We start from the raw sequence: 19,617 nt of genomic DNA, 5'->3' as shown, positions 1-19,617 counted from the left end.
ATTTCCGTCCTTTTTTGTTGTGCCGCAAGGCTGGCTGCTGCGGGTGCGACAGGGTTCCGGGCTAGTGCAGGTGCCGGGCCGGTACGGCCCGATGGCCTGCCGGGGGCGGTGGCCCGCTGGCACGTTACGGACCGGGGACAAAAAAAACCCTGTCACGGCAGGGGGAGAGCCCGTGACAGGGTTGAAACGGGCGACGGGGGAGTCGCCCGGAGCGCATGCCTCGTCAGAAGCGGCCGGCGCGGCGCTGGCGGCGGGCATCCAGACTCAGGCCGGGGGTTCCGGCCTGCGCCAGCACCAGCAGGCCACCGGCCACGGCTACGTCGCTGATGAACAGCAGGTATTCGCTGGTCTGGCTCCAGTCGTGGTGAAACACCAGCGCGGCCAGCAGCGAAAAGCCGGCCAGCAGGAAGGCGAACAGGCGGACATGCCAGCCCAGCAGCAGCGCGAGCGCCCCGCCGGTTTCCAGCGCGATCACCAGTGGCAGCAGCATGGCACTGACGTGCTGGGTGGCCATGTAGGCAATCGTGCCGTCGTAGCTGAAGATCTTGTTGAGGCCCGCCTGCATGAAGAGTTGCGCCAGCAGGATGCGGCCCAGCAGGTTGGCGAGACTGGCCATGTGTGGATTCCTTGTACGCGCGTTTGACGACTGTTATAGCGCGTGCCGGCAGGCATGCCAGCGTGGGCTTCCAGGCGGTGGTCCTGCCGGTTGGCCGGAAGCCGGGCATGAAGGCATTTGTATGTATTGTGTGGTTTGTGTGTGTTTTTTCGGAATGGCCGAGTGTGTGAATGTATGTTTGTATGTATTTTTGTGTTTATTTATCCAGATGATTTGACTAGATAAATTTGTTTATATGGTCGTTTGTGTTGTTTTGTGTTTGTTTTTTGATTTGATCATACACGTTGTATGTATTTCTCTTGTATGATCGGGTTTGCGTGTATGATGTTGGCTGCATCAATTCATACAGCCGATGGAGCCTTGCGTGCCAATCCTGCCCGCCTTTGAGCATCCGGACTTTCCGGTGGCCCTGAAAACCCTGCGCAAACAGCTGGGCCTGTCGCGTACTGCACTGGCCGGCAAGGTAGGGTTGTCGACCGCAGCCATCCAGCGTTATGAGGCGCAGGATGCCAGTCATATCAAGCCCAGCCGCGAAGCCTACGAGCGCCTGTGTGCCGTGCTGGCCGAGCTGGCGCCGGCCACGCTGCCGGCCGGCCCGGAACAGGCCGGTATCGGCCACGCACCCGCGCTGGCCGGGAGTGTGCCGGAGCCGCTGTCCATCCCGCTGGCCGAGGCAGGCATCGAGCAGCTGATTGCCCGCGCCAAGGCCTTGGGCGCCAGGAAGGTCACCATCGAGTTCTGAGCGGTCCGGCCGCCCAGGCATGCCGGCGGCTCAGCGGCCGCGCTGGAGGTACTCCGGTTCCAGCAGGACGGTCTGGTTGCCGTCCGACAGCCACAGCTGGCCGTCCTGCAAGGTGGCGTTGAGCTGCATGCTGCGCTGGGTCAGCCCGGCCAGGCCGGCCAGGGTGTCCGGCGAAATGCTGGCCACGGTCAGGTTGTCCAGCCGCGAGAGCTTGCCCTGGTTGTTCTGCCACCAGATGTCGGTGGCCCGGCCGCCATAGCTGTAGAGCCAGACCGATTCTGCGCGGCTGCAGGCTTTTTTCAGGCGCTTGTCGTCCGGTTCGCCCAGTTCGATCCACAGGGTGTATTCGCCGGCATCGTTCTGCTGCCACAGTGCCGGCTCGTCGTCGGCACACAGTCCGCGGGTGAAGGCCAGTTTTTCGTCAGCGTGGCAGATGAAGGCTGCAAGGCGCAGCATCATGCGCTCGTCGGTTTCCGACGGGTGGCGGGCGAGGGTCAGCTGGTGACGGGCGTAATAGCCGCGATCCAGATCACTGATCTGCACGTCGGCTTTGAAAATGGTGGCTTTGAGCGCCATGACAGTCCTGGAGGGCGAAAAACCGTTAGTGTAAGCGTTTTGACCCACGGACTATCGGCATGACGCATGAAGGCATGGCACTCGGGCTGGACCTGGGAGGCAGCAAGATTTCCGCCGTGGTGCTGGATGCACGCGGACAGGAGCACTGGCGCCAGCGGGTGGCCACCCCGGCGGGGGATTACGCCGCGACGCTGGCCGCACTGGTGAAACTGGTGACTGCGGCCGAGGCAGCGCTGGGCCCGACGCTGGCGGTCGGGCTTGGTCATCCAGGAGCCGAGCGCCCGGACGGACGCATCAAGAATGCCAACTCCACCTGCCTGATCGGCCAGTGCCTGCGGGCCGACCTGGAACAACGGTTGGAGCGGCGCGTGGCGCTGGCCAACGATGCCGACTGCTTTGCGCTGTCGGAATCGCGTGACGGCACGGCGGCCGGAGCACGTTCGGTGTTCGGCGTCATCCTCGGCACCGGCGTGGGCGGCGGCATCGTGATTGACGGCCGGCTGCTGGCCGGCCCCAACCGCATTGCCGGCGAGTGGGGTCACAACCCGCTGGCGCCGGATCCTGCCGACATGCCGGGGGCTGCGCCACCCTGTTATTGCGGCCGGAGCGGTTGCGTCGAGGCCTGGCTGTCCGGTCCGGCGCTGGCCGCTGATCATGCCCGCCAGACCGGTGAATGCCTGAGTGCCGAAGCCGTTGCCGCACGGGCGGCTGCCGGTGACGCCGCCGCGCACTCGACGCTGGAGCGGCATGCCTTGCGCCTGGCGCAGGCGCTGGCCGGCGTGATCAATGTGCTGGACCCGGAGGTGATCGTGCTGGGCGGCGGCCTGTCCCGGCTGCCCGGTCTGGCCGGCCGCGTCAGCGCCGCGTGGGGAGCGTTCGTGTTTACCGACGAGCCGGTGAGTACCCGCCTGTTGCTGCCGCGTTTTGGTGACGACTCCGGCGTGCGTGGGGCGGCATGGCTGGCGCTGGGGCAGCGGGTCTGAGCCGGGGCATGACGTGACCGTGGTGCCGGTTGGCTGTTCCGGCAGGGGGGCAGTGGCCTGGCAAGGGGGCTTGCCAGGAGCATGAAAAGTGGAATGTCCGGGGTGGATCGCAGGCCATCCGGATGTTGGTCAGCATGCCTGGTGAATATGCAGACCGGGAATCCTGCCGGTTTTAAATGCGGGCTGATCGGATTCCACAGGTTGGTCATGGAGATTTACTTAATAAAAGCAAATGGTTGATGGAACAGGTTGAATGCAGGCCCGGACGGCATGACTCAAGGCAGATATCAATCAGAAAATCTTAATATTCAATTGTGCAAATTTATGGAAATCACTAGACTGCGCCGTTTTTAATCGGGCAGGCCCCCCGTCGGGCCGCGCCAGGCAGACGCCGTACGGGTCCGGTACCCCGGTTTCTGCCGACGTGGAAAGTGATGTGCATGAGCAAACTCAACAAAGGCTTGCAGGTACTGGTGGCCGGTACCTGCATCAACCTGACCATCGGCGTGCTGTACGCCTGGAGCGTGATCAAGAAGGCGCTGGTGAATGACTGGGGCTGGACCAACACCGACGCTTCGATGCCGTACAACGTGGCCATCGTGGTGTGGGCCGTGGCCCTGCTGATTGCCGGTGCGCTGCAGGACCGCATCGGGCCGAAGAAGGTGATCACCCTCGGCGTGGTGCTGGTGGGTCTGGGCATGATCCTGTCGAGCATGATCCCGCAGGACAGCGTACTGGGGCTGACCGTGGCCTTTGGTGGCGTGGTCGGCACCGGCATCGGTTTTGCCTATGCCTGCGTGACCCCGGCTGCCATGAAGTGGTTCCATTCATCCAAAAAGGGCATGGTGTCGGGCATTACCGTCGGCGGCTTCGGGCTGGCTGCCGTGTACCTGGCACCGCTGTGCACCGGGCTGATCGACGGTTTCGGCATTTCGCAGAGCTTCATGATCCTCGGCTCGGCCGTGCTGGTCATCGGCCTGCCGCTGACCCGGGTGATTTCCAACCCGCCGGAAGGCTATGTGGCACCGGCTCCGGCTGCGGCGGCCAGCGCTTCGGCACCGAAGGCATCGGGCCACAACATGACCTGGCGTGAAATGATGAAGACCCGCCAGTTCTACTTCCTGTGGATCATGTTCGTGTTCTCGTCCTCGGCTGGCGTGATGATCATCGGCAACCTCGCCTCGATCGCCACCGACCAGGCCGGCATCCTGAACCCGGCCTACCTGGTGTCGATCCTCGCCATCTCCAACGCCTCCGGCCGTGTGGGTGGCGGCATCCTGTCCGACAGGATCGGTCGTACCAACACCATGCTGCTGGCCTTTGCCCTGCAAGCCGTCAACATGCTGGCCTTCTCGATGTACACCGATGCCGGCATGATCCTGCTGGGTACGGTGGTGGCCGGCATGGCATACGGTTCGCTGATGTCGGTATTCCCGTCGACCACGGCCGACTTCTACGGCCTGAAGAACTACGGTGCCAACTATGGCGTGCTGTACACCGCCTGGGGGGTGTCCGGCTTTGTCGGCCCGCTGCTCGCCGGTCTGGCCGTGGACATCACCGGTACCTACGAATACGCCTACATGATCTCGGCAGCCCTGCTGGGTGTGGCCATCGTGCTGGGCCTGATGACCAGGCCGGTCAAGATGGCCGTGGAACCGGAAGCCGTACCGGCCCGGGCCTGATGCTCCGGGGAACAGGGCATCGCTGATGTCCTGCCGGGAAAAACAAAGGCCGCTGTCCACAGGACAGCGGCCTTTGTCGTTGTAGCGTGTGTGTCAGTCGAGGCGGAAGCGCGTCACCATGCCGTTCAGCGTACCGGCCAGCTGGTTGAGATGGTCGGCACTCTGGCGGCTGGTCTGGCTGGCCCGCTGGTTGTCATGCGACAGCTCGGCAATGCGCCCGACACTGTGGCTGATGGTCTGGCTGGCATTGCTCTGCTCGCGGGTACTGCCGGCGATGCTGCTGACGGCCTCGACGGCCTGCCGGCTTTGCGACTCGATGCGCTCCAGCGTGCCGCCGGCCGCTTCCACTGCCGCCACGCCGGCATTCATGCGCTGGGAAACCGCACGCATCTGCTCGACCACTGCCTGCGATTCGGTCTGCACGCCGGCAATCAGCTGGTCGATCTCGCTGGCCGACCGGGTGGTGCGCTCGGCCAGCTGGCGCACTTCGTCGGCCACTACCGCAAAACCGCGGCCGGCCTCGCCGGCACGGGCGGCTTCGATGGCGGCATTGAGTGCCAGCAGGTTGGTCTGGTCGGCAATGTCCTTGATCAGTTCCAGTACCCGGCTGATGTCGCTGGTGCGTTGGCCGAGCTGGTTGACCACGCCGGCCGTGCCGTGGATTTCCCCGGCGATGGCATGCATTTCGCGGGCGGCTTCGCTGACCTGCCGGTTGCCCTCGCGGGCAGCGCTGGTGGTGGCCTGCGCGACCCGCTCGGCGTCGGCACTGTGTTCGGAAATGTGGTTGATGCTGGTGGACAGCTGCTGCACCGAGGCAGCCAGTTCGCCGGCCGCATCCGACTGTACGTGCGAGCCCTGCTGTACCCGTTCGGCGGCGGATTCCAGTTCGGTCACGGCCTGACCCAGGGCGTGGTTGGACTGGTGGATCTGGCGCATCAGCCCGTTGATGGCCTGGCGCATGTCTTCCAGCGAGCCGGACAGGCGATCGGTTTCGCAGCGGCTGCGGCTGTCGTGCTCGAACGGCGTGGCCAGGTCACCCTGGCCAAAACGGGCCACCGCCTGCGTGATGCGGTTGATCGGACGCAGGCCGCGCCGGGCCACCCAGGCGATCAGGATCACGGTCAGCAGGCCGGCCAGCACGGCGGCCAGCATCAGCCGCTGGCGGACCTGGCTGGCGGCGGCGGTGAATTCGTCTTCCCAGCTGCCGGCACCGACCACCCAGCCGGCTTCGTCGATGGTGGCGACGGCGGCAATCTTGCTGCCGTGCCGGCCGTTGGCCGGGTCCTGCCAGTCGTAGTGCAGGACACCGTTTTTCAGGGTCAGCATGTCGTTGACGACCTGGTTGAGGTTCGGATGCTGCAGCTCTCCCAGGTGTTTGCCGGCCAGTGACGGGTGGATCAGGAAATAGGTATCCGGGAGGCTGGTTCCCGGCTTCATCACGAAGGCGTAGCCGCTGTCGCCGATCCTGAGTTTTTTCAGGCTGGTGGCCATCTGTTGCAACAGGCCGTCCATGCTGATGCGGACCGACAGGGCGCCGATGACCTGTCCCTGCTCATCCAGCACCGGATCGAAATAGCTCATGTAAAAGTGGCCGTTGCGGTTGACCATGCCGTGAAACGGCTTGCCGGCACGCAGGGCAGCGACTTCGGCGCTGTCCGGGCTCAGTGGCACCCCGGTCTGTGGCTGACCGTTCTTGTCCTTGAGCAGGGTGGCGACGCGGATGAACTGGCCATTGTGGCGCACCATTACTGCGGGGTCGGCATCCAGCGTGTCGCGCAGCTGTTCCAGCAGCTGGATGTTGCCGTTGAGGTTCTGCTGGCCGGCCCAGAGCGTGGGGACGCCGGCCAGTGGTCCTCCGGCAGCCGGAGGACCAAGCCGCAGGCCGGCCGGCAGCAGGTGGCGGAACAGCTTGAGCCGCTGGGTAGCGATCTGCCTTGAGTTGGCGAAGTTATCCGACAGGCTGACGGCAATGGCCGACATTTCGTGCGACAGCTGTTTTTCCGCCTGCCCGACGGCCAGCTGCCGGGTCATCAGGTCGGTCAGCAGGATCAGTCCGCCGAATGACAGGACACAGGCCAGAAAGGCCGCCAGTGCCAGACGGGTCGAAAGCGGCACGCGCTTGAACATGGGCAACACTCCTGATGGCTGGCTCCCGGTCGGGAGGGTGTCAGGAGTTTAATTTGTTTGTCATATTTCGTCAGGAGCGGCATGTCTGTGCTGTTGCAGGCGCGGCACAATCTTGCGCAGGAACTGCAGGCCGCACAGGGTACCGCGCCGGTAGTCGTGCTCGAGATCCCGGGGGTGGCTGCCGACCACCCGGCTCTTGAGCGGCTGGCGCGGGGCGATTTCGATGATGCGCAGGTCGCCTGGCGGGGCATCGATGAAGTGCTGGGTGGCGGCGTAGATGCGTTCGTGCTGTTCCAGCAGCCGCACTGCCGTCTGGAGCTTGTCGCTGCGCGACAGGGCCTTGTGCATGTGCTGGCGCCAGGCCGGCACCGGCGAAATGCCGCTGGGCAGGGTGCGGATGACAAGGATCAGGTCGGCGCCGCGATGCCAGGCTTCGCGCACGGGAATGGCATCGCGCACTCCGCCGTCCACGTAACGGACATCGCCGACTTCGGCACCGTTGCGGTACAGCAGCGGAATGGCGCTGGAGGCCTTGAGGCTGGCCAGCCAGTCATAACGGCCCGCCGGCAGGTAAACCGGCCGGTAGTCGTCCTGGCGGCAGGCGCAGAACAGCAGCTCGCGCCCGTTCAGGCGCCGGTGGGCTTCTTCGAGGTCCAGCGGGTAGTCGCGCCGGACCGTGTCGACATACCAGTCAAGGTCGATCAGGTGGCCGCCGCGCAAGAAACGCAGCGGATTGAAGAAATCGCGGGTGGTGGTATAGCGGGTGATGACGTGGCGTGAATAGCCGTGCTGGCCGCAGGCATAGGCTGACAGCGTCTGGGCTCCGGCCGAAGTGCCGATCATCAGCTCGAACGGGAAAAACGCCTGTTGCAGGAAGGCATCCAGCACGCCGGCGGTGAAAATGCCGCGTTGGCCGCCGCCCTCGCAGACGAGGGCGAATTTGCGGTACGGCAGCATCGGCAGCGTGGAGTGGTGTGCTCCCCAGGCGTTGAGCGCGAGTTTGAAGCCCATAAGACAGCAATCATGAAAGCGGGTTCGGAGGACCAGTTGCGGTGCATGTCAGCTGCACTGCTCTTAAAGACACTAGCCGGCCCGCTTCAGTTTGTCCTGCACAGTCCGACGAGCAGGGCCTCCAGCCGGCGCCATGGCTCTCCGGGACCGGCACCCTTGATGGCCCGGTCGATGGCCGCACACTCGGACAGGGCGGCCTGCAGGCGTGCCTGCCCCAGTCGCCGCAGGGCCGGTTCGGCCAGCCGCTGGCGCTCGCCCCACATGCGGTTTTCGCGCAGGAGCTGGGCCATCGGCTTGCCGTCGCGCAGGCCGATGCGGATGCGGATCAGGCTGCGCAGCTCTTCGGCCACCGACCACAAGGCCAGCACCGGGGCTTCACCCTCGGCCTCCAGCCCGGCCAGCATGCGGGCGACGCGGGCGGTTTCGCCGGCGAGCCATGCGGCGTTGAGCTGGAAAACGTCAAAGCGGGCAACGTCGGCCACGGCGGCCTGCAACGCGGCCAGCTCCAGTTCGCCCGGTGGATGCAGCAGGGCGAGCTTGTCGATTTCCTGGCGGGCCGCCAGCAGGTTGCCTTCGACCCGGTCGGCCATGAAGGCCAGCGCCTCCGGCGTCAGCGACTGCTGCTGGCGGGCCAGCCGGCGGCTGATCCAGCCCGGCAGTTCACGCCGCTCGACGGCCTGGGCGGCCAGCGTCACGCCGGCGCTGTCGAGCGCCTTGAACCACTTGCTGGCCTGCTGGGTCTTGTCCAGACGCGGCAGCAGCACCAGCGTCACGGTGTCGTCCGGCAGGCGGGCGGCCAGCCGCACCAGCGCCTCGGCGCCCTCGGTGCCGGGCTTGCCGGACGGCAGGTGGATTTCCAGCAGCTTCCTGTCGGCAAACAGCGAGCTGCTGCCCGCTGCCGCGGTGAGGAGTGACCAGTCGAAATGGCCCTCGACCGTCAGCACCTCGCGTTCCAGATGGCCGGCGGCGCGGGCTGCGGCCCGGATGGCGTCGGCGGCCTCCAGTGCCAGCAGCATTTCGTCACCGTGAATGACATACAGCGGTGCCAGCCCGGCTGCCAGCAGGCGGTCGAGCTCGTCCAGACGTTTCTGCATGGCGGGTCAGTCGGCGCTGGCTGGTGCGGTGGCTGGCGGAGTCTTGTCGTCCGCCGGCTTCAGGGCTGCGAGGCGGTACATCAGCAACTGGGCGGCGCCTTCGCGCAGGGCTTTCCAGACCGTCAGTTCTTCTTCGGCCTTGCCGAGCACCGAGCTTTCGCTGTACGGGAAGTTCTGCGACGCGCTGACCGTGATCGGCTCGCCCAGCTGGCGGCCGTTCTGGGTCACCGTGACCGTGGCGCGGTAGATCAGGCGGTATTCGCTGATCTGGCCGGCCCGGTTGAGGGTGGCGGTTTCCTTGAGCTGCTGCTCGTTGGTCACGCGCAGGACCGCCTGCGCTGCCTGCGGCGTGGAGACCCGGGCCAGGTTGGGCTGGAATTTCAGCTGGCGGTCGATCTGTGCCACGAGGGCGGCGCCCGGCACGACATAGACCGACTGGAACGGCAGTGGCCGCAGGGTGGTGTCAGCCGGCGTGCCGCGCAGGTGAAAGCCGCAGGCAGTCAGGCCAAGGGCCAGCAGGGCGGCCCACAGGGCGCGAGGGACTACGGTCATACGGTTCTCCTGAAGGGGCCGGACCGGCGGCAACCGGCCCGGCCGGGGATCAGACCACGATGTTGACGAGGCGGCCCGGGACCACGATCACTTTTTTGGCCGGCTGGCCGTCCATGAACTTGCGGACCTGTTCGTGCGCCAGGGCGGCGGCCTCGATCACGTCGCGGCCGGCGTCAGCGGCCACGCGGACCGAACCGCGCAGCTTGCCGTTGACCTGCACCACCAGCTCGATTTCGTCCTGCACCAGGGCCGCCGGATCGACTTCCGGCCAGCGCTGGGCCAGCAGTTCGCTGCCGGGCTTGAGCGCGCTCCACAGGGTTTCGCAGATGTGCGGCACGATCGGCGACAGCAGGACCACCACGCTTTCCAGTACTTCCTGCCTGACGGCGCGCGAGGCTTCGGTGCGGTCAAAGAGGTTGAGAAGTTCCATCACGGCGGCGATGGCGGTGTTGAACTGCTGGCGTACGCCGAAGTCGTCGCTGACCTTCTGGATGGTGGTGTGCAGCTTCAGGCGCAGGGCCTTTTCGTCGGCGGTCAGCTCGCCGGCCACGAAGCGTTCGGCTACACCGCCAGCGACGTATTCGCTCACGATCTTGTAGAGGCGCTTGAGGAAGCGGTACGCCCCTTCCACGCCGGCGTCCGACCATTCGAGCGACTGGCTCGGCGGTGCGGCAAACATCATGAAGAGACGCGCGGTGTCGGCGCCGTACTGTTCGATCAGTGCCTGCGGGTCGACGCCGTTGTTCTTCGACTTCGACATCTTCTCGATGCCGCCGACCACGACCGGCAGGCCGTCGGCCTTGTGGGTGGCGGCAATGATCTTGCCCTTTCCGTCGCGTTCGATGACCACGTCGGCCGGGGTGATCCATTCCTTGCTGCCGTTGTCGAGGTCACGGTAGAAGGTTTCGCATACCACCATGCCCTGGGTCAGCAGCCTCTGGAACGGTTCGTCGTTGGCGAGCAGGCCTTCGTCGCGCATCAGCTTGTTGAAGAAGCGCGCGTACAGGAGGTGCAGGATGGCGTGTTCGATGCCGCCGATGTACTGGTCGACGTTGAGCCAGTAGCGGGCGCGGTCGTCGACCATGCCGGTGGCGCAGTCGGGCGAGGCGTAGCGGGCAAAGTACCAGCTCGACTCCACGAAGGTATCCATGGTGTCGGTTTCGCGCCGCGCCGGCTTGCCGCAGCACGGGCAGGTGGTTTCGTAGAATTCGGGCATCTTGGCCAGCGGGTTGCCGCTGCCGTCCGGCACCACGTTTTCCGGCAGCACCACCGGCAGCTGGTCGGCCGGGACCGGCACGTCGCCGCAGCTGTCGCAGTGGATGATCGGGATCGGGCAGCCCCAGTAACGCTGGCGGCTGATACCCCAGTCGCGCAGGCGGTACTGGGTTTTCTTTTCCCCGGCAGCCTTGGCGGCGAGGTCGGCGACGATGGCGTCAAAGGCGCCCTGGAAACCGAGTCCGTCGTACTTGCCCGAGTTGACGAGGCGGGTGCTGTCGTCCTTGGTGGCGTACCAGTCCTGCCAGGTGCTGGCGTCGAAGGTGGCGTCGCCCTCCTTGAGGGTGATGACCTGCCGGACCGGCAGGGCGTACTTGTTGGCGAAGGCAAAGTCGCGCTCGTCGTGCGCCGGTACCGCCATCACCGCACCGGAGCCGTAGCTCATCAGTACGTAGTTGGCGACCCAGACCGGCAGTTTTTCGCCGGTGAGCGGATGCACGACAAAGAGGCCGGTCGGCATGCCTTCCTTTTCCATGGTTGCCATGTCGGCTTCGGCAACCGAGCCGGCCTTGCATCTGGCGATGAAGGCCTGGAGTGCCGGATCGTTCGCGGCAGCCTGGGTGGCCAGCGGGTGTTCGGCGGCGACGGCGACGTAGGTAGCGCCCATCAGGGTATCCGGACGGGTGGTGTAGACGGTCAGCTCGCCGGCGCTGCCGATGCTGGCTTCGTCGTAGGCAAAGCGCACGTCGGCGCCAAAGCTCTTGCCTATCCAGTTGCGCTGCATGGTGGCGACCTGCGGCGGCCAGTCGAGGGTGTCGAGGTCGGACAACAGTTCGTCGGCGTACTGGGTGATGCCGAAGTAGTACATCGGGATTTCGCGCTTTTCCACCAGCGCCCCGGAGCGCCAGCCGCGGCCGTCGATCACCTGTTCGTTGGCGAGTACGGTCTGGTCGACCGGGTCCCAGTTCACCACGCCGTTCTTGCGGTAGATCACGCCCTTTTCAAACAGGCGGGTGAACAGCCACTGCTCCCAGCGGTAGTAGTCCGGCTTGCAGGTGGTGACTTCGCGCTCCCAGTCGATGGCAAAGCCAAGGCTCTTGAGCTGGGTCTTCATGTACTCGATGTTCGAGTAGGTCCAGGCAGCCGGTGCGACCTGGTTCTTGAGGGCGGCGTTTTCCGCCGGCATGCCGAAGGCGTCCCAGCCCATCGGCTGCAACACGTTGTAGCCCTTGAGCGCCATGTAGCGCGACAGCACGTCGCCGATGGTGTAGTTGCGCACATGGCCCATGTGCAGCTTGCCCGACGGGTAGGGGAACATCGACAGGCAGTAGTATTTCGGGCGGCTGGTATCTTCCACGGCCTTGAAGGCGGCGGTCTTTTCCCATTTCTGCTGGGCGGCGACCTCAATGTCGCGGGGCTGGTACTGTTCGTGCATGGTGGCGGGCAATTCTGTCTGGAAAATCAATCGGCCGATTATATCGACCTGCGCAGGCCGCAATCAAAGAAGCCGGGCAAATCAGGCACAGGGCGTGGTGCGCCACAGGCGGTCGGCCGGCCGGCGGCAGCGGTGCTGGCGCAGGCTGCTGTCGATCTGCCAGTGGTCGGCCTGGCGGCTGAGCACGAGCTGGTAGCGGACGTCGCGCAGGCTGTCGTCCAGCAGGCCGGACTGGGTCACCGTGATGGTGACCTGGCGCGGGTCTTCGCCCTCGGCCGAACGGGCATCCAGCAGCAGCTGGCGGGAGGCGGGGGTGATGCCCTCGCCCAGTACCGGAGCCAGCCACGCGAGGGCGACCCGGGATGGCTGCTGACCTGGCTGGCCGGCGTAAGGCAGGGCCGGCAGCAGGCCGGCGGGTTCGGCTCCGGCCTGTCCGGCAGCGAGGCAGAGTGTCGTGAAAGCAAGGCTGGCAAAGGTATGGCGGAACATGGAAGTGTTCTCCTTGCAAAAACGGGAATGACGATGATGACTGTCTACAGTACCTGCTCGGGTGTGGTGTAAAAACCCGGCTTTCATGGAAACGTCGTATGGTTGATGCGGCCTGTCGGGTACACCACTACAATGCGGGCCAGTTTCCGTCTGGCTGCCGGCCGCAATACCGGTAGATCGCTGCATGCAGAACCTTGAACACCGCGACGCCCTGCCGCCGCTGGTCCTGGCCGCACTGGGTATCGTGTTTGGCGATATCGGGACGAGCCCGCTTTATACCCTGAAGGAATGCTTTTCGCCGCTCTACGGGCTGGCGCCTTCCACGGGCAACGTGCTGGGCATCCTGTCGCTGATTTTCTGGTCGATCTCGCTGGTGGTGTCGCTCAAGTACGTGGCCTACGTCCTGCGGGCCGACAACCGCGGCGAGGGCGGCGTGATGGCGCTGATGGCGCTCGCCAAGCGGGCCCGGCCGCGCTGGCGCTACGGGCTGATGATCATCGGCATTGCCGGTGCCTCGCTGTTTTACGGCGATGCGGTGATCACGCCGGCCATTTCGGTGCTGTCGGCCGTCGAAGGGCTGGCAGTGGTGGCGCCGCAGTTCGAAACCTACGTGCTGCCGCTGGCCCTGACCGTACTGGTGGCACTGTTCCTGCTGCAACGCTTCGGCACGGCGCGCGTCGGCGCGCTGTTCGGGCCGGTCATGGTGCTGTGGTTCGGCACGCTGGCCGGGCTGGGCGTATGGCAGATCCTGCAGAATCCGGAAGTGCTCAAGGCGCTCAACCCGGTCCACGCCGTGGTGTTTTTCGTCGAACACCGCACGGCGGCCTTCTTCGCGCTGGGCGCCGTGGTGCTGGCCCTGACCGGAGGCGAAGCGCTCTACGCCGACATGGGCCACTTCGGCCGGCGGCCGATCCGCTGGGCGTGGTTCGGGCTGGTGCTGCCGGCGCTGACGCTCAATTATTTCGGCCAGGGTGCGCTGTTGCTGGCCAACCCGGCCGCAGTGGAAAACCCGTTCTTCAACCTGGCACCGTCCTGGGGCACCCTGCCGCTGGTGGTGCTGGCGACGGCCGCCACGGTGATCGCATCGCAGGCGGTGATTTCCGGTGCCTATTCGCTGACCCGCCAGGCCGTGCAGCTCGGCTACTGCCCGCGGGTGGACATCCGCCACACTTCCGAGCGCGAAATCGGCCAGATCTACATCCCGGTGGTCAACTGGGCGTTGCTGGCCGCCGTGGTGCTGGTCATCCTGGTGTTCGGCACCTCCTCGTCGCTGGCTGCGGCCTACGGCATCGCCGTGACCGGCACCATGGTACTGACCACGCTGCTGGCTTTCGTGGTGTCGCGCTACCGCTGGCGCTGGCCGCTGTGGGCCTCGCTGCTGGTCACCGGCTTTTTCCTGACGCTCGACCTGTCGTTCTTCAGCGCCAACATCCTCAAGGTGCTGGACGGCGGCTGGCTGCCGCTCCTGATGGGCCTGCTGATCTTCACCCTGCTGACCACCTGGAAGCGCGGCCGCGAAATCCTGTACGAGCGCCTGTTTGCCGACGAGCTGCCGCTGGACGATTTCATCGGCAACCTGGAAGCCTACCCGCCGACCCGGGTCGAGGGTACGGCCGTGTTCATGACCGGTTCGACCGAGGGCATTCCGCATGCGCTGCTGCACAACCTCAAGCACAACAAGGTACTGCACCAGCGTGTGGTGCTGATGACGATCAAGAACCTCGACGAGCCTTACGTCAACGACGACACCCGCGTCCACATCCGCCAGCTGTCGCCGTCGTTCTGGCAGGTGGTGGCCCGCTACGGTTTCAAGGAAAGCCCGGGCATTCCGCAGGTGCTGGCGTTGTGTGCCGAACAGGAACTGGTATTCGAGGAAATGGACACCTCGTTCTTCCTGTCGCGCGAAACCCTGGTCTCGACCCGACGACCCGGCATGGCACGCTGGCGTGAAAAGCTGTTCGCCATCATGTCGCGCAATGCCACGCGGGTCACCGACTACTTCCACATCCCGGCCAACCGCGTGGTCGAGATGGGAACAATGGTCGAGATCTGACTCAGCCGGCCAGCCGCGCCAGTACGCCTTGCAGCAGGCGGACGCGCGGCCCGACGCTGTCCAGCATCAGGAACTCGCTTTCGGCGTGGAACCCGCCGCCCTGCGGGCCAAAACCGTCCAGCGACGGAATGCCGGCTGCGGCAGTGAAGTTGGCGTCCGAGCCGCCGCCGGCCTCCTGCCAGCCAAAAGCGATGCCCTCGCTGGCAGCGACTTCTTCCACCACGCGCATCAGCGCCTCGGTTCCGGCAGTCGGCCGCATGGCCGGCTTGTAGGTCTGGCGTTCGACTTCGATCCGGCATCCCGGCACGAACGGGCTGGCGGCCATGGCTTCCAGACGGGCGTGGATGGCGTCGGCTTCGTCGTTGTTCCAGAACCGCAGGTCGACAATCGCCTCGGCAAAATCGGGCACCACGTTGACGCCGGTACCGCCCTGCACCATGCCGACATTCAGCGTGGTGCCGGTATCGAAATTCACCAGCCCGTTGATGGCCAGCGTCCAGTGTGCCAGCTCGGTGATGGCCGAAATGCCGTCCCGCAGCGAGGTACCGGCATGGGCGGCCTTGCCGTGGAAGGCCAGGCGGTACTTGGCATTGCCCTTGCGGGCCTTGACGAGGTCCCCGTTGGCGCGGGCGGCTTCGCACACCAGCACGCAACGGCTCTTGCGGGCCGTGGCCACCAGCCAGTCACGCGAAGAGGGCGAGCCGATTTCCTCGTCGCAGTTGAGGCATACCACCACCTTCAGCCGTGCCAGCACCGCCGGGTCGAGTCCGCGCAGCGCGTACAGCATGGCCAGCACGCCGCCCTTCATGTCCGACACACCGGGACCGTAGGCGGTGGAGCCTTCCACGCGCAGGGGACGGCGGGCGGCTGTGCCGACCGGAAACACGGTATCCATGTGGCCCGACAGCATCACGTCGTATTGGGTCGCACCCGGCGCATTGGTGATTTCCAGGCAGGGACCGCTGGCCGCATCGAGCTGGTGGCGGGTCACCTGCCAGCCCAGTGCTGCGTAATGCGCGGTCATCAGGTCGGCGATACGGGCCACGCCTGCCGGCGTCCGGCTGCCGCAGTCGGTATTGATCAGGGGTTCGAGGTCGGCAAGAAAGGCTTGCAGCGGAAAGGTCATCGCAGGCTCCATCGGCAGAACGGGGTGCCGGACCGGCACCCCGCAGGGATTACATGAAGAGGAAGTAGTTCAGCAGCAGGGCGGTCAGGAGCGCGCCGGTCATCGGCACGCTGGTGCGCTTGACGATTTCGAACGGCGACACGCGGGCGATGCCGGCGCAGGCGATCACTACCGCTGCAATCGGCGACACCGAGCGGCCGATGCTGGATGCCAGCTGCATCGGCAGCAGCATGGTCACGGCCGGAACGCCGAACTTGGCCGCCACCGTCGGTGCCAGCGTGGCAAAGCTGAGGAACGAGGCATTGCCCGAACCCATGACCACGGCAGCGGCCATGATGAGGCCGACCAGTACCAGGGTCATGAAGGTGGCGCCCAGTCCGGCGCCGTCGGCCGAATGCAGCAGCGCGTCGATGGCACCGATGGCCTTGAGCGACTCGGCAAACAGCTCGGCGCAGACGATCAGTGCCACCACCGGGCCGAACACCTTGCCCATGCCTTCCAGGAAACTGTTGAAGCCGGACAGCGATTCGCGCACCGAGCGTGTGCGCACCAGTTCGCAGGCCATGCCGGCAAACACTGTCAGCAGCATCGCCACTTCGACGCTGACCCTGATGTCGTCGATCACCAGCTTGGAAAACACCATCATCAGGCCGAAGGGGATGACCGGCAGCAGCGCGTACCAGCCCGGTGCCTGTTTGTCCTCGCTGCCCTGCTCGTCCAGTTCGGCGTGCTCGCCACGGTGGCTGGCCGGATCCCAGCCCTGCGCACGGTCGCAGTGGCGCTGCCAGAAGTAGTGCAGCAGCATGGTGACGACCAGCATCGGGGCCACCAGCCAGATCTGGTAGTCGACGAAGTAACTGGTCGGGTCCAGCCCGGCCTGGCCGGCCGAGAAGATGGCATTGGTCTGGGTCGGCCCGATCTCGAACGCCTGCGAGGTGGCGATCACCCCTACGGCGGCACCGGGGCTGATGCCGAGGTTACGCATCACCGGATACATGGTGACCATCAGCAGCAGGCCAAGGCCGGTGGCCGAGGTCACGAACAGCGACACGAATACGGCGACCAGATAGCACACCATCAGCATGACGTAGCTGGAGCGGATGCCGGCCACCGGCCTGACCGCTACCCGCACCAGCGCCTGCGAGGCACCGATGTGCGACATGTAGGTGGCAAAACCGGCCACGGCCATGATGGTCAGGCCGAGTGCGGCAGCCCGCTTCGAGAAAATGCCCTTGAACACTTCAAAGAGGTCAAAAAGCGGCAGCCCGGTGCTTTTGGCCGCCGGCAGGATCGGGTGGATGCCGCTCCAGAAGGCGATGACAAACAGGGCCATGCCGGCAATCGCCAGCACGGCCTGCGGGTTGTAGTCCTTGACGATGCCGTAGATGACGAGCGCCAGGACGGGCAGGACGAACAACAGTTCCATTTAGTTGATTAGCGTATTCTTATAAACAAAATTAATATATCTGAAAGCGGTCATTCCCGCTATCGGCGGGACGCCGGCCAGACAAATGGACAGGAAAAGGCCGGCCGGAAACTTAACGCAATGAAGGCAGGATGCAGGGCAGGCTGGTGGCGCGGGCGAGTCGCAGCCAGTCGAACATCGGGCCCGGATCGGTCTTGCGGCCCGGCGCGACATGCTCGTGGCCGGTGATGGCTGCCAGTTGCGGATGGCGCTGCGGCAGGGCGGCCAGGAGGGCGGTCAGCACCCGGTACTGGGCGTCGGTGAAGGGATCGGACAGGTTGCCTTCCAGCTCGATGCCGATGGAGAAATCGTTGCAGCGCTCACGGCCCTGCCAGTGCGACTGGCCGGCATGCCAGGCGCGCCGGCAGGTCGGGACAAACTGCACCAGTTCGCCGTCGCGGCGGATCAGGAAGTGGCTGGATACCCGCAGGTGCGCCACGTCGCGATAGTAAGGATGGGCATCGGCTTCCAGCGTGTTGGTGAACAGGCGCTCGATGGCCGGCCCGCCGTAGCTGTCCGGCGGCAGGCTGATGTGGTGCAGGATGACAAGGTCCGGTCCGGCCCCGGCCGGGCGGGCATCGTGGTTGGGAGACAGGCACGGGCGGGCGGCATCGCACCAGCCGTTGGGATCGATCAGCATGCGCGGGCAGAAACGGACGGATTACACTGGCACGACGATAACAGCCTTGCGAGCGTCCTTCCATGCTGCCTTTTGCCCGTCCGGCTCCGGCCGCCGATGATCCCCTGGGCCTGCTGGCCGCCTGCCACGACAAGGTCCGCCGTTTTGCCGGCATGCTGGAGCGCCTGCCGGCCCATGTAGAGCAGCACGGCATGGATGCCGGGACGGCAACGAGCGTGCGCCAGATCCTGCGCTATTTCGACGTGGCCGGTCCGCTTCATCACCAGGACGAAGAACGTGACCTGTTCCCGCTGCTGCGCCGGCATGTGCCGGAACTGGCGCCGGTACTGGCCGGGCTGGAACAGGAACACGCAGCCCTGGGTGCGCAGTGGCAGGTCCTGCGCCAGCAGTTGCAGGGCCTGCTGGTACAGCCGGAGACCCTGCCCGATGCCGGACTGTGCCGGCAGTTTGCCTACCAGTACTGCGCGCATGCCGTGCAGGAAGAAGCCGTCCCGTTTGCCGAGGCTGCCCGTTGCCTCGACGCCGGCGAGCTGCTGGCCCTGTCGCAGGCCATGGTGGCACGACGGCAGGCCGGCTAGGCGCATCGCGTCCGCCAGGGCTGCCGGCGGCGGTGCTTATGCCACACCCATCCATCCCGCATGGCAGGAGTCCATGTGGTGGCAAACCGGTTTTGGCGAAAAATGGGCAGGTAATTCCGGCGCAAAGCTGGCGAGATTGACTAGAAAACGGTGTTTTCTGGTCACCTTGCGGTGCTTTCTGGTCAAGCTGGACCAGTGGGTGTTGTGTCTGTCCGGCAGGGCTAGCACGATAGCTTCGTACACATGGTTGACTGAATCAGCGATAGAACTGGATCGGACTGCGCTCCGGTTGCGGCACAGGTTCCGGCGGCAGGCGAAAGCTGCTGGGGGTGTGGCCGACATGCTTCTTGAACACTTTGGTGAAATAGGTGGCTGACGAAAATCCCAGCTGGACGGCGATGGACTGGACCGACTGGTCGGACTGTTGCAGGTACAGGCAGGCCAGCCGGATTTTCTTGTCGAGCAGCCAGTGATGGAACGGCAGGCCGAGGTTTTTGCGGACGGTGCGGCAGAAGGTCGATTTGGACATGTGAAAGTGTTGCGCCAGCCGGTCCAGTGACCAGTCGTGGGCCGGATCGGCCTCGATCAGTTCGTTGAGGGCATTGCAGAACGTGATTTCGCGGTCGGAGCGGCGCTTGCGCGGCACCACCCATTCGTCCTCCGGCGGACAAGGGCTGCATACCAGCGCCAGCAGCGCCGCCAGATGATGCAGGTCGTGCAGGGTACCGTGTTCGCCCAGGGCATTGGTGTGGCGCCAGACTTCGGTCGCCGCATGGTTGAGCAGCAGCCGGCCGTGGTTGCCGGTCTGGTGAAAGCGTTCGATGGCGCCGCCGTACAGGGTGCCGGCCAGCATCAGGTGCAGTTTGTGCAGGTGCAGGCGCAGGACCAGCCAGCGCTGGTGCAGGCGGTCGGCCTGCAGCGAGTGTGACAGGAAGGCCGGGACCAGCAGGACTTCACCGGGATGGACCCGGAACATGTCCAGGTCTTCCAGATGTACCTGCAACGGTGCGTCGAGCGGAAACACCAGCTCGAGATAGTTGTGGCTGTGCGCAGGCGCAGCGGTTTCATAGTCCTTGCGGAACAGCAGGGTTTCGATGGGCGCGGCGGCAGACGGCATGACAGGCAGACGGCAGTCGGGATGCCTCATTGTAGGGAGGCTGCCGCCCGGCCCCTTTAAGGGGCATCAAATCCGGCAGGCGGAACATGACCGCCGGCCTGATGCAACAGGCAGTG

General features: G+C 65.3%; 17 protein-coding genes. 5 read left to right on the top strand and 12 right to left on the bottom strand.

Translation table 11 applies throughout. The features are described 5' to 3' along the window. Nucleotides 1-223 precede the first annotated feature (223 nt). The gene (locus G542_RS0108800) at nt 224-616 is read right to left on the bottom strand and encodes a DoxX family protein (protein WP_012695600.1); all 393 of its coding nucleotides are present in this window, start codon (nt 614-616) and stop codon (nt 224-226) included. A 364-nt stretch (nt 617-980) separates the two neighbouring features. On the opposite strand from G542_RS0108800, the gene G542_RS0108795 reads away from it, so the two are divergent. After that, nucleotides 981-1,358 (top strand): helix-turn-helix domain-containing protein, encoded by a 378-nt coding sequence (locus tag G542_RS0108795; RefSeq protein ID WP_012695602.1) that lies wholly within the window; start codon nt 981-983, stop codon nt 1,356-1,358. A 30-nt stretch (nt 1,359-1,388) separates the two neighbouring features. Here the strand turns inward: G542_RS0108795 and G542_RS0108790 are convergent, their stop codons facing one another. After that, on the bottom strand, nt 1,389-1,934 hold the full coding sequence (locus tag G542_RS0108790; RefSeq protein WP_012695603.1) for a YaeQ family protein: 546 nt from the start codon (nt 1,932-1,934) through the stop codon (nt 1,389-1,391). 59 nt (nt 1,935-1,993) lie between these two features. Here G542_RS0108790 and G542_RS0108785 point away from each other — a divergent pair, with 59 nt between their 5' ends. Then, nucleotides 1,994-2,917, top strand: a complete 924-nt coding sequence (locus tag G542_RS0108785) for an ROK family protein (RefSeq protein ID WP_027823910.1) — start codon at nt 1,994-1,996, stop codon at nt 2,915-2,917. 440 nt (nt 2,918-3,357) lie between these two features. After that, nucleotides 3,358-4,599: an L-lactate MFS transporter gene (locus G542_RS0108780; protein WP_012695605.1), complete on the top strand. Its 1,242-nt coding sequence runs from the start codon at nt 3,358-3,360 to the stop codon at nt 4,597-4,599. A 93-nt stretch (nt 4,600-4,692) separates the two neighbouring features. Here the strand turns inward: G542_RS0108780 and G542_RS0108775 are convergent, their stop codons facing one another. From G542_RS0108775 to G542_RS0108750, 6 genes are all read right to left on the bottom strand, one after another. Then, the gene (locus G542_RS0108775) at nt 4,693-6,726 is read right to left on the bottom strand and encodes a methyl-accepting chemotaxis protein (RefSeq protein ID WP_027823909.1); all 2,034 of its coding nucleotides are present in this window, start codon (nt 6,724-6,726) and stop codon (nt 4,693-4,695) included. A 60-nt stretch (nt 6,727-6,786) separates the two neighbouring features. Continuing rightward, nucleotides 6,787-7,737, bottom strand: a complete 951-nt coding sequence (locus G542_RS16405; RefSeq protein WP_012695607.1) for a patatin-like phospholipase family protein — start codon at nt 7,735-7,737, stop codon at nt 6,787-6,789. 86 nt (nt 7,738-7,823) lie between these two features. Then, nucleotides 7,824-8,831: a DNA polymerase III subunit delta gene (gene holA, locus G542_RS0108765; protein WP_012695608.1), complete on the bottom strand. Its 1,008-nt coding sequence runs from the start codon at nt 8,829-8,831 to the stop codon at nt 7,824-7,826. 6 nt (nt 8,832-8,837) lie between these two features. After that, nucleotides 8,838-9,383, bottom strand: a complete 546-nt coding sequence (locus tag G542_RS16400; RefSeq protein ID WP_012695609.1) for an LPS-assembly lipoprotein LptE — start codon at nt 9,381-9,383, stop codon at nt 8,838-8,840. A gap of 49 nt (nt 9,384-9,432) precedes the next feature. Continuing rightward, complete coding sequence (leuS, locus tag G542_RS0108755) at nt 9,433-12,033, bottom strand: leucine--tRNA ligase (protein ID WP_027823907.1); 2,601 nt, start codon at nt 12,031-12,033, stop codon at nt 9,433-9,435. Nucleotides 12,034-12,114: 81 nt separating this feature from the next. After that, the gene (locus G542_RS0108750) at nt 12,115-12,522 is read right to left on the bottom strand and encodes a hypothetical protein (protein ID WP_012695611.1); all 408 of its coding nucleotides are present in this window, start codon (nt 12,520-12,522) and stop codon (nt 12,115-12,117) included. 184 nt (nt 12,523-12,706) lie between these two features. On the opposite strand from G542_RS0108750, the gene kup reads away from it, so the two are divergent. Beyond that, nucleotides 12,707-14,575, top strand: a complete 1,869-nt coding sequence (gene kup, locus G542_RS0108745; RefSeq protein ID WP_012695612.1) for a low affinity potassium transporter Kup — start codon at nt 12,707-12,709, stop codon at nt 14,573-14,575. Between the two features lies 1 nt (nt 14,576). Here kup and G542_RS0108740 read toward each other — a convergent pair whose 3' ends face one another. The 3 genes from G542_RS0108740 to ampD all read right to left on the bottom strand — a co-directional run bounded on the left by G542_RS0108740 (nt 14,577) and on the right by ampD (nt 17,806). Continuing rightward, nucleotides 14,577-15,701: a M20 family metallopeptidase gene (locus tag G542_RS0108740; protein ID WP_027823906.1), complete on the bottom strand. Its 1,125-nt coding sequence runs from the start codon at nt 15,699-15,701 to the stop codon at nt 14,577-14,579. Nucleotides 15,702-15,750: 49 nt separating this feature from the next. Beyond that, a complete protein-coding gene (dcuC, locus tag G542_RS0108735; RefSeq protein WP_027823905.1) occupies nt 15,751-17,127 on the bottom strand; it encodes a C4-dicarboxylate transporter DcuC in 1,377 nt (458 codons plus the stop codon). Nucleotides 17,128-17,239: 112 nt separating this feature from the next. After that, on the bottom strand, nt 17,240-17,806 hold the full coding sequence (ampD, locus tag G542_RS16395; protein WP_034985385.1) for a 1,6-anhydro-N-acetylmuramyl-L-alanine amidase AmpD: 567 nt from the start codon (nt 17,804-17,806) through the stop codon (nt 17,240-17,242). A gap of 62 nt (nt 17,807-17,868) precedes the next feature. Here ampD and G542_RS0108725 point away from each other — a divergent pair, with 62 nt between their 5' ends. Next, nucleotides 17,869-18,384, top strand: a complete 516-nt coding sequence (locus G542_RS0108725) for a hemerythrin domain-containing protein (RefSeq protein ID WP_027823904.1) — start codon at nt 17,869-17,871, stop codon at nt 18,382-18,384. Nucleotides 18,385-18,640: 256 nt separating this feature from the next. Here the strand turns inward: G542_RS0108725 and G542_RS0108720 are convergent, their stop codons facing one another. After that, entirely contained in the window at nt 18,641-19,501 is an 861-nt protein-coding gene (locus tag G542_RS0108720; protein WP_027823903.1) for a helix-turn-helix transcriptional regulator, read from the bottom strand. Nucleotides 19,502-19,617: the final 116 nt, after the last annotated feature.

Source organism: Laribacter hongkongensis DSM 14985 (assembly GCF_000423285.1).
Taxonomy (GTDB): Bacteria; Pseudomonadota; Gammaproteobacteria; order Burkholderiales; family Aquaspirillaceae; genus Laribacter; species Laribacter hongkongensis.
This window is presented reverse-complemented; position numbering and strand designations above follow the sequence as displayed.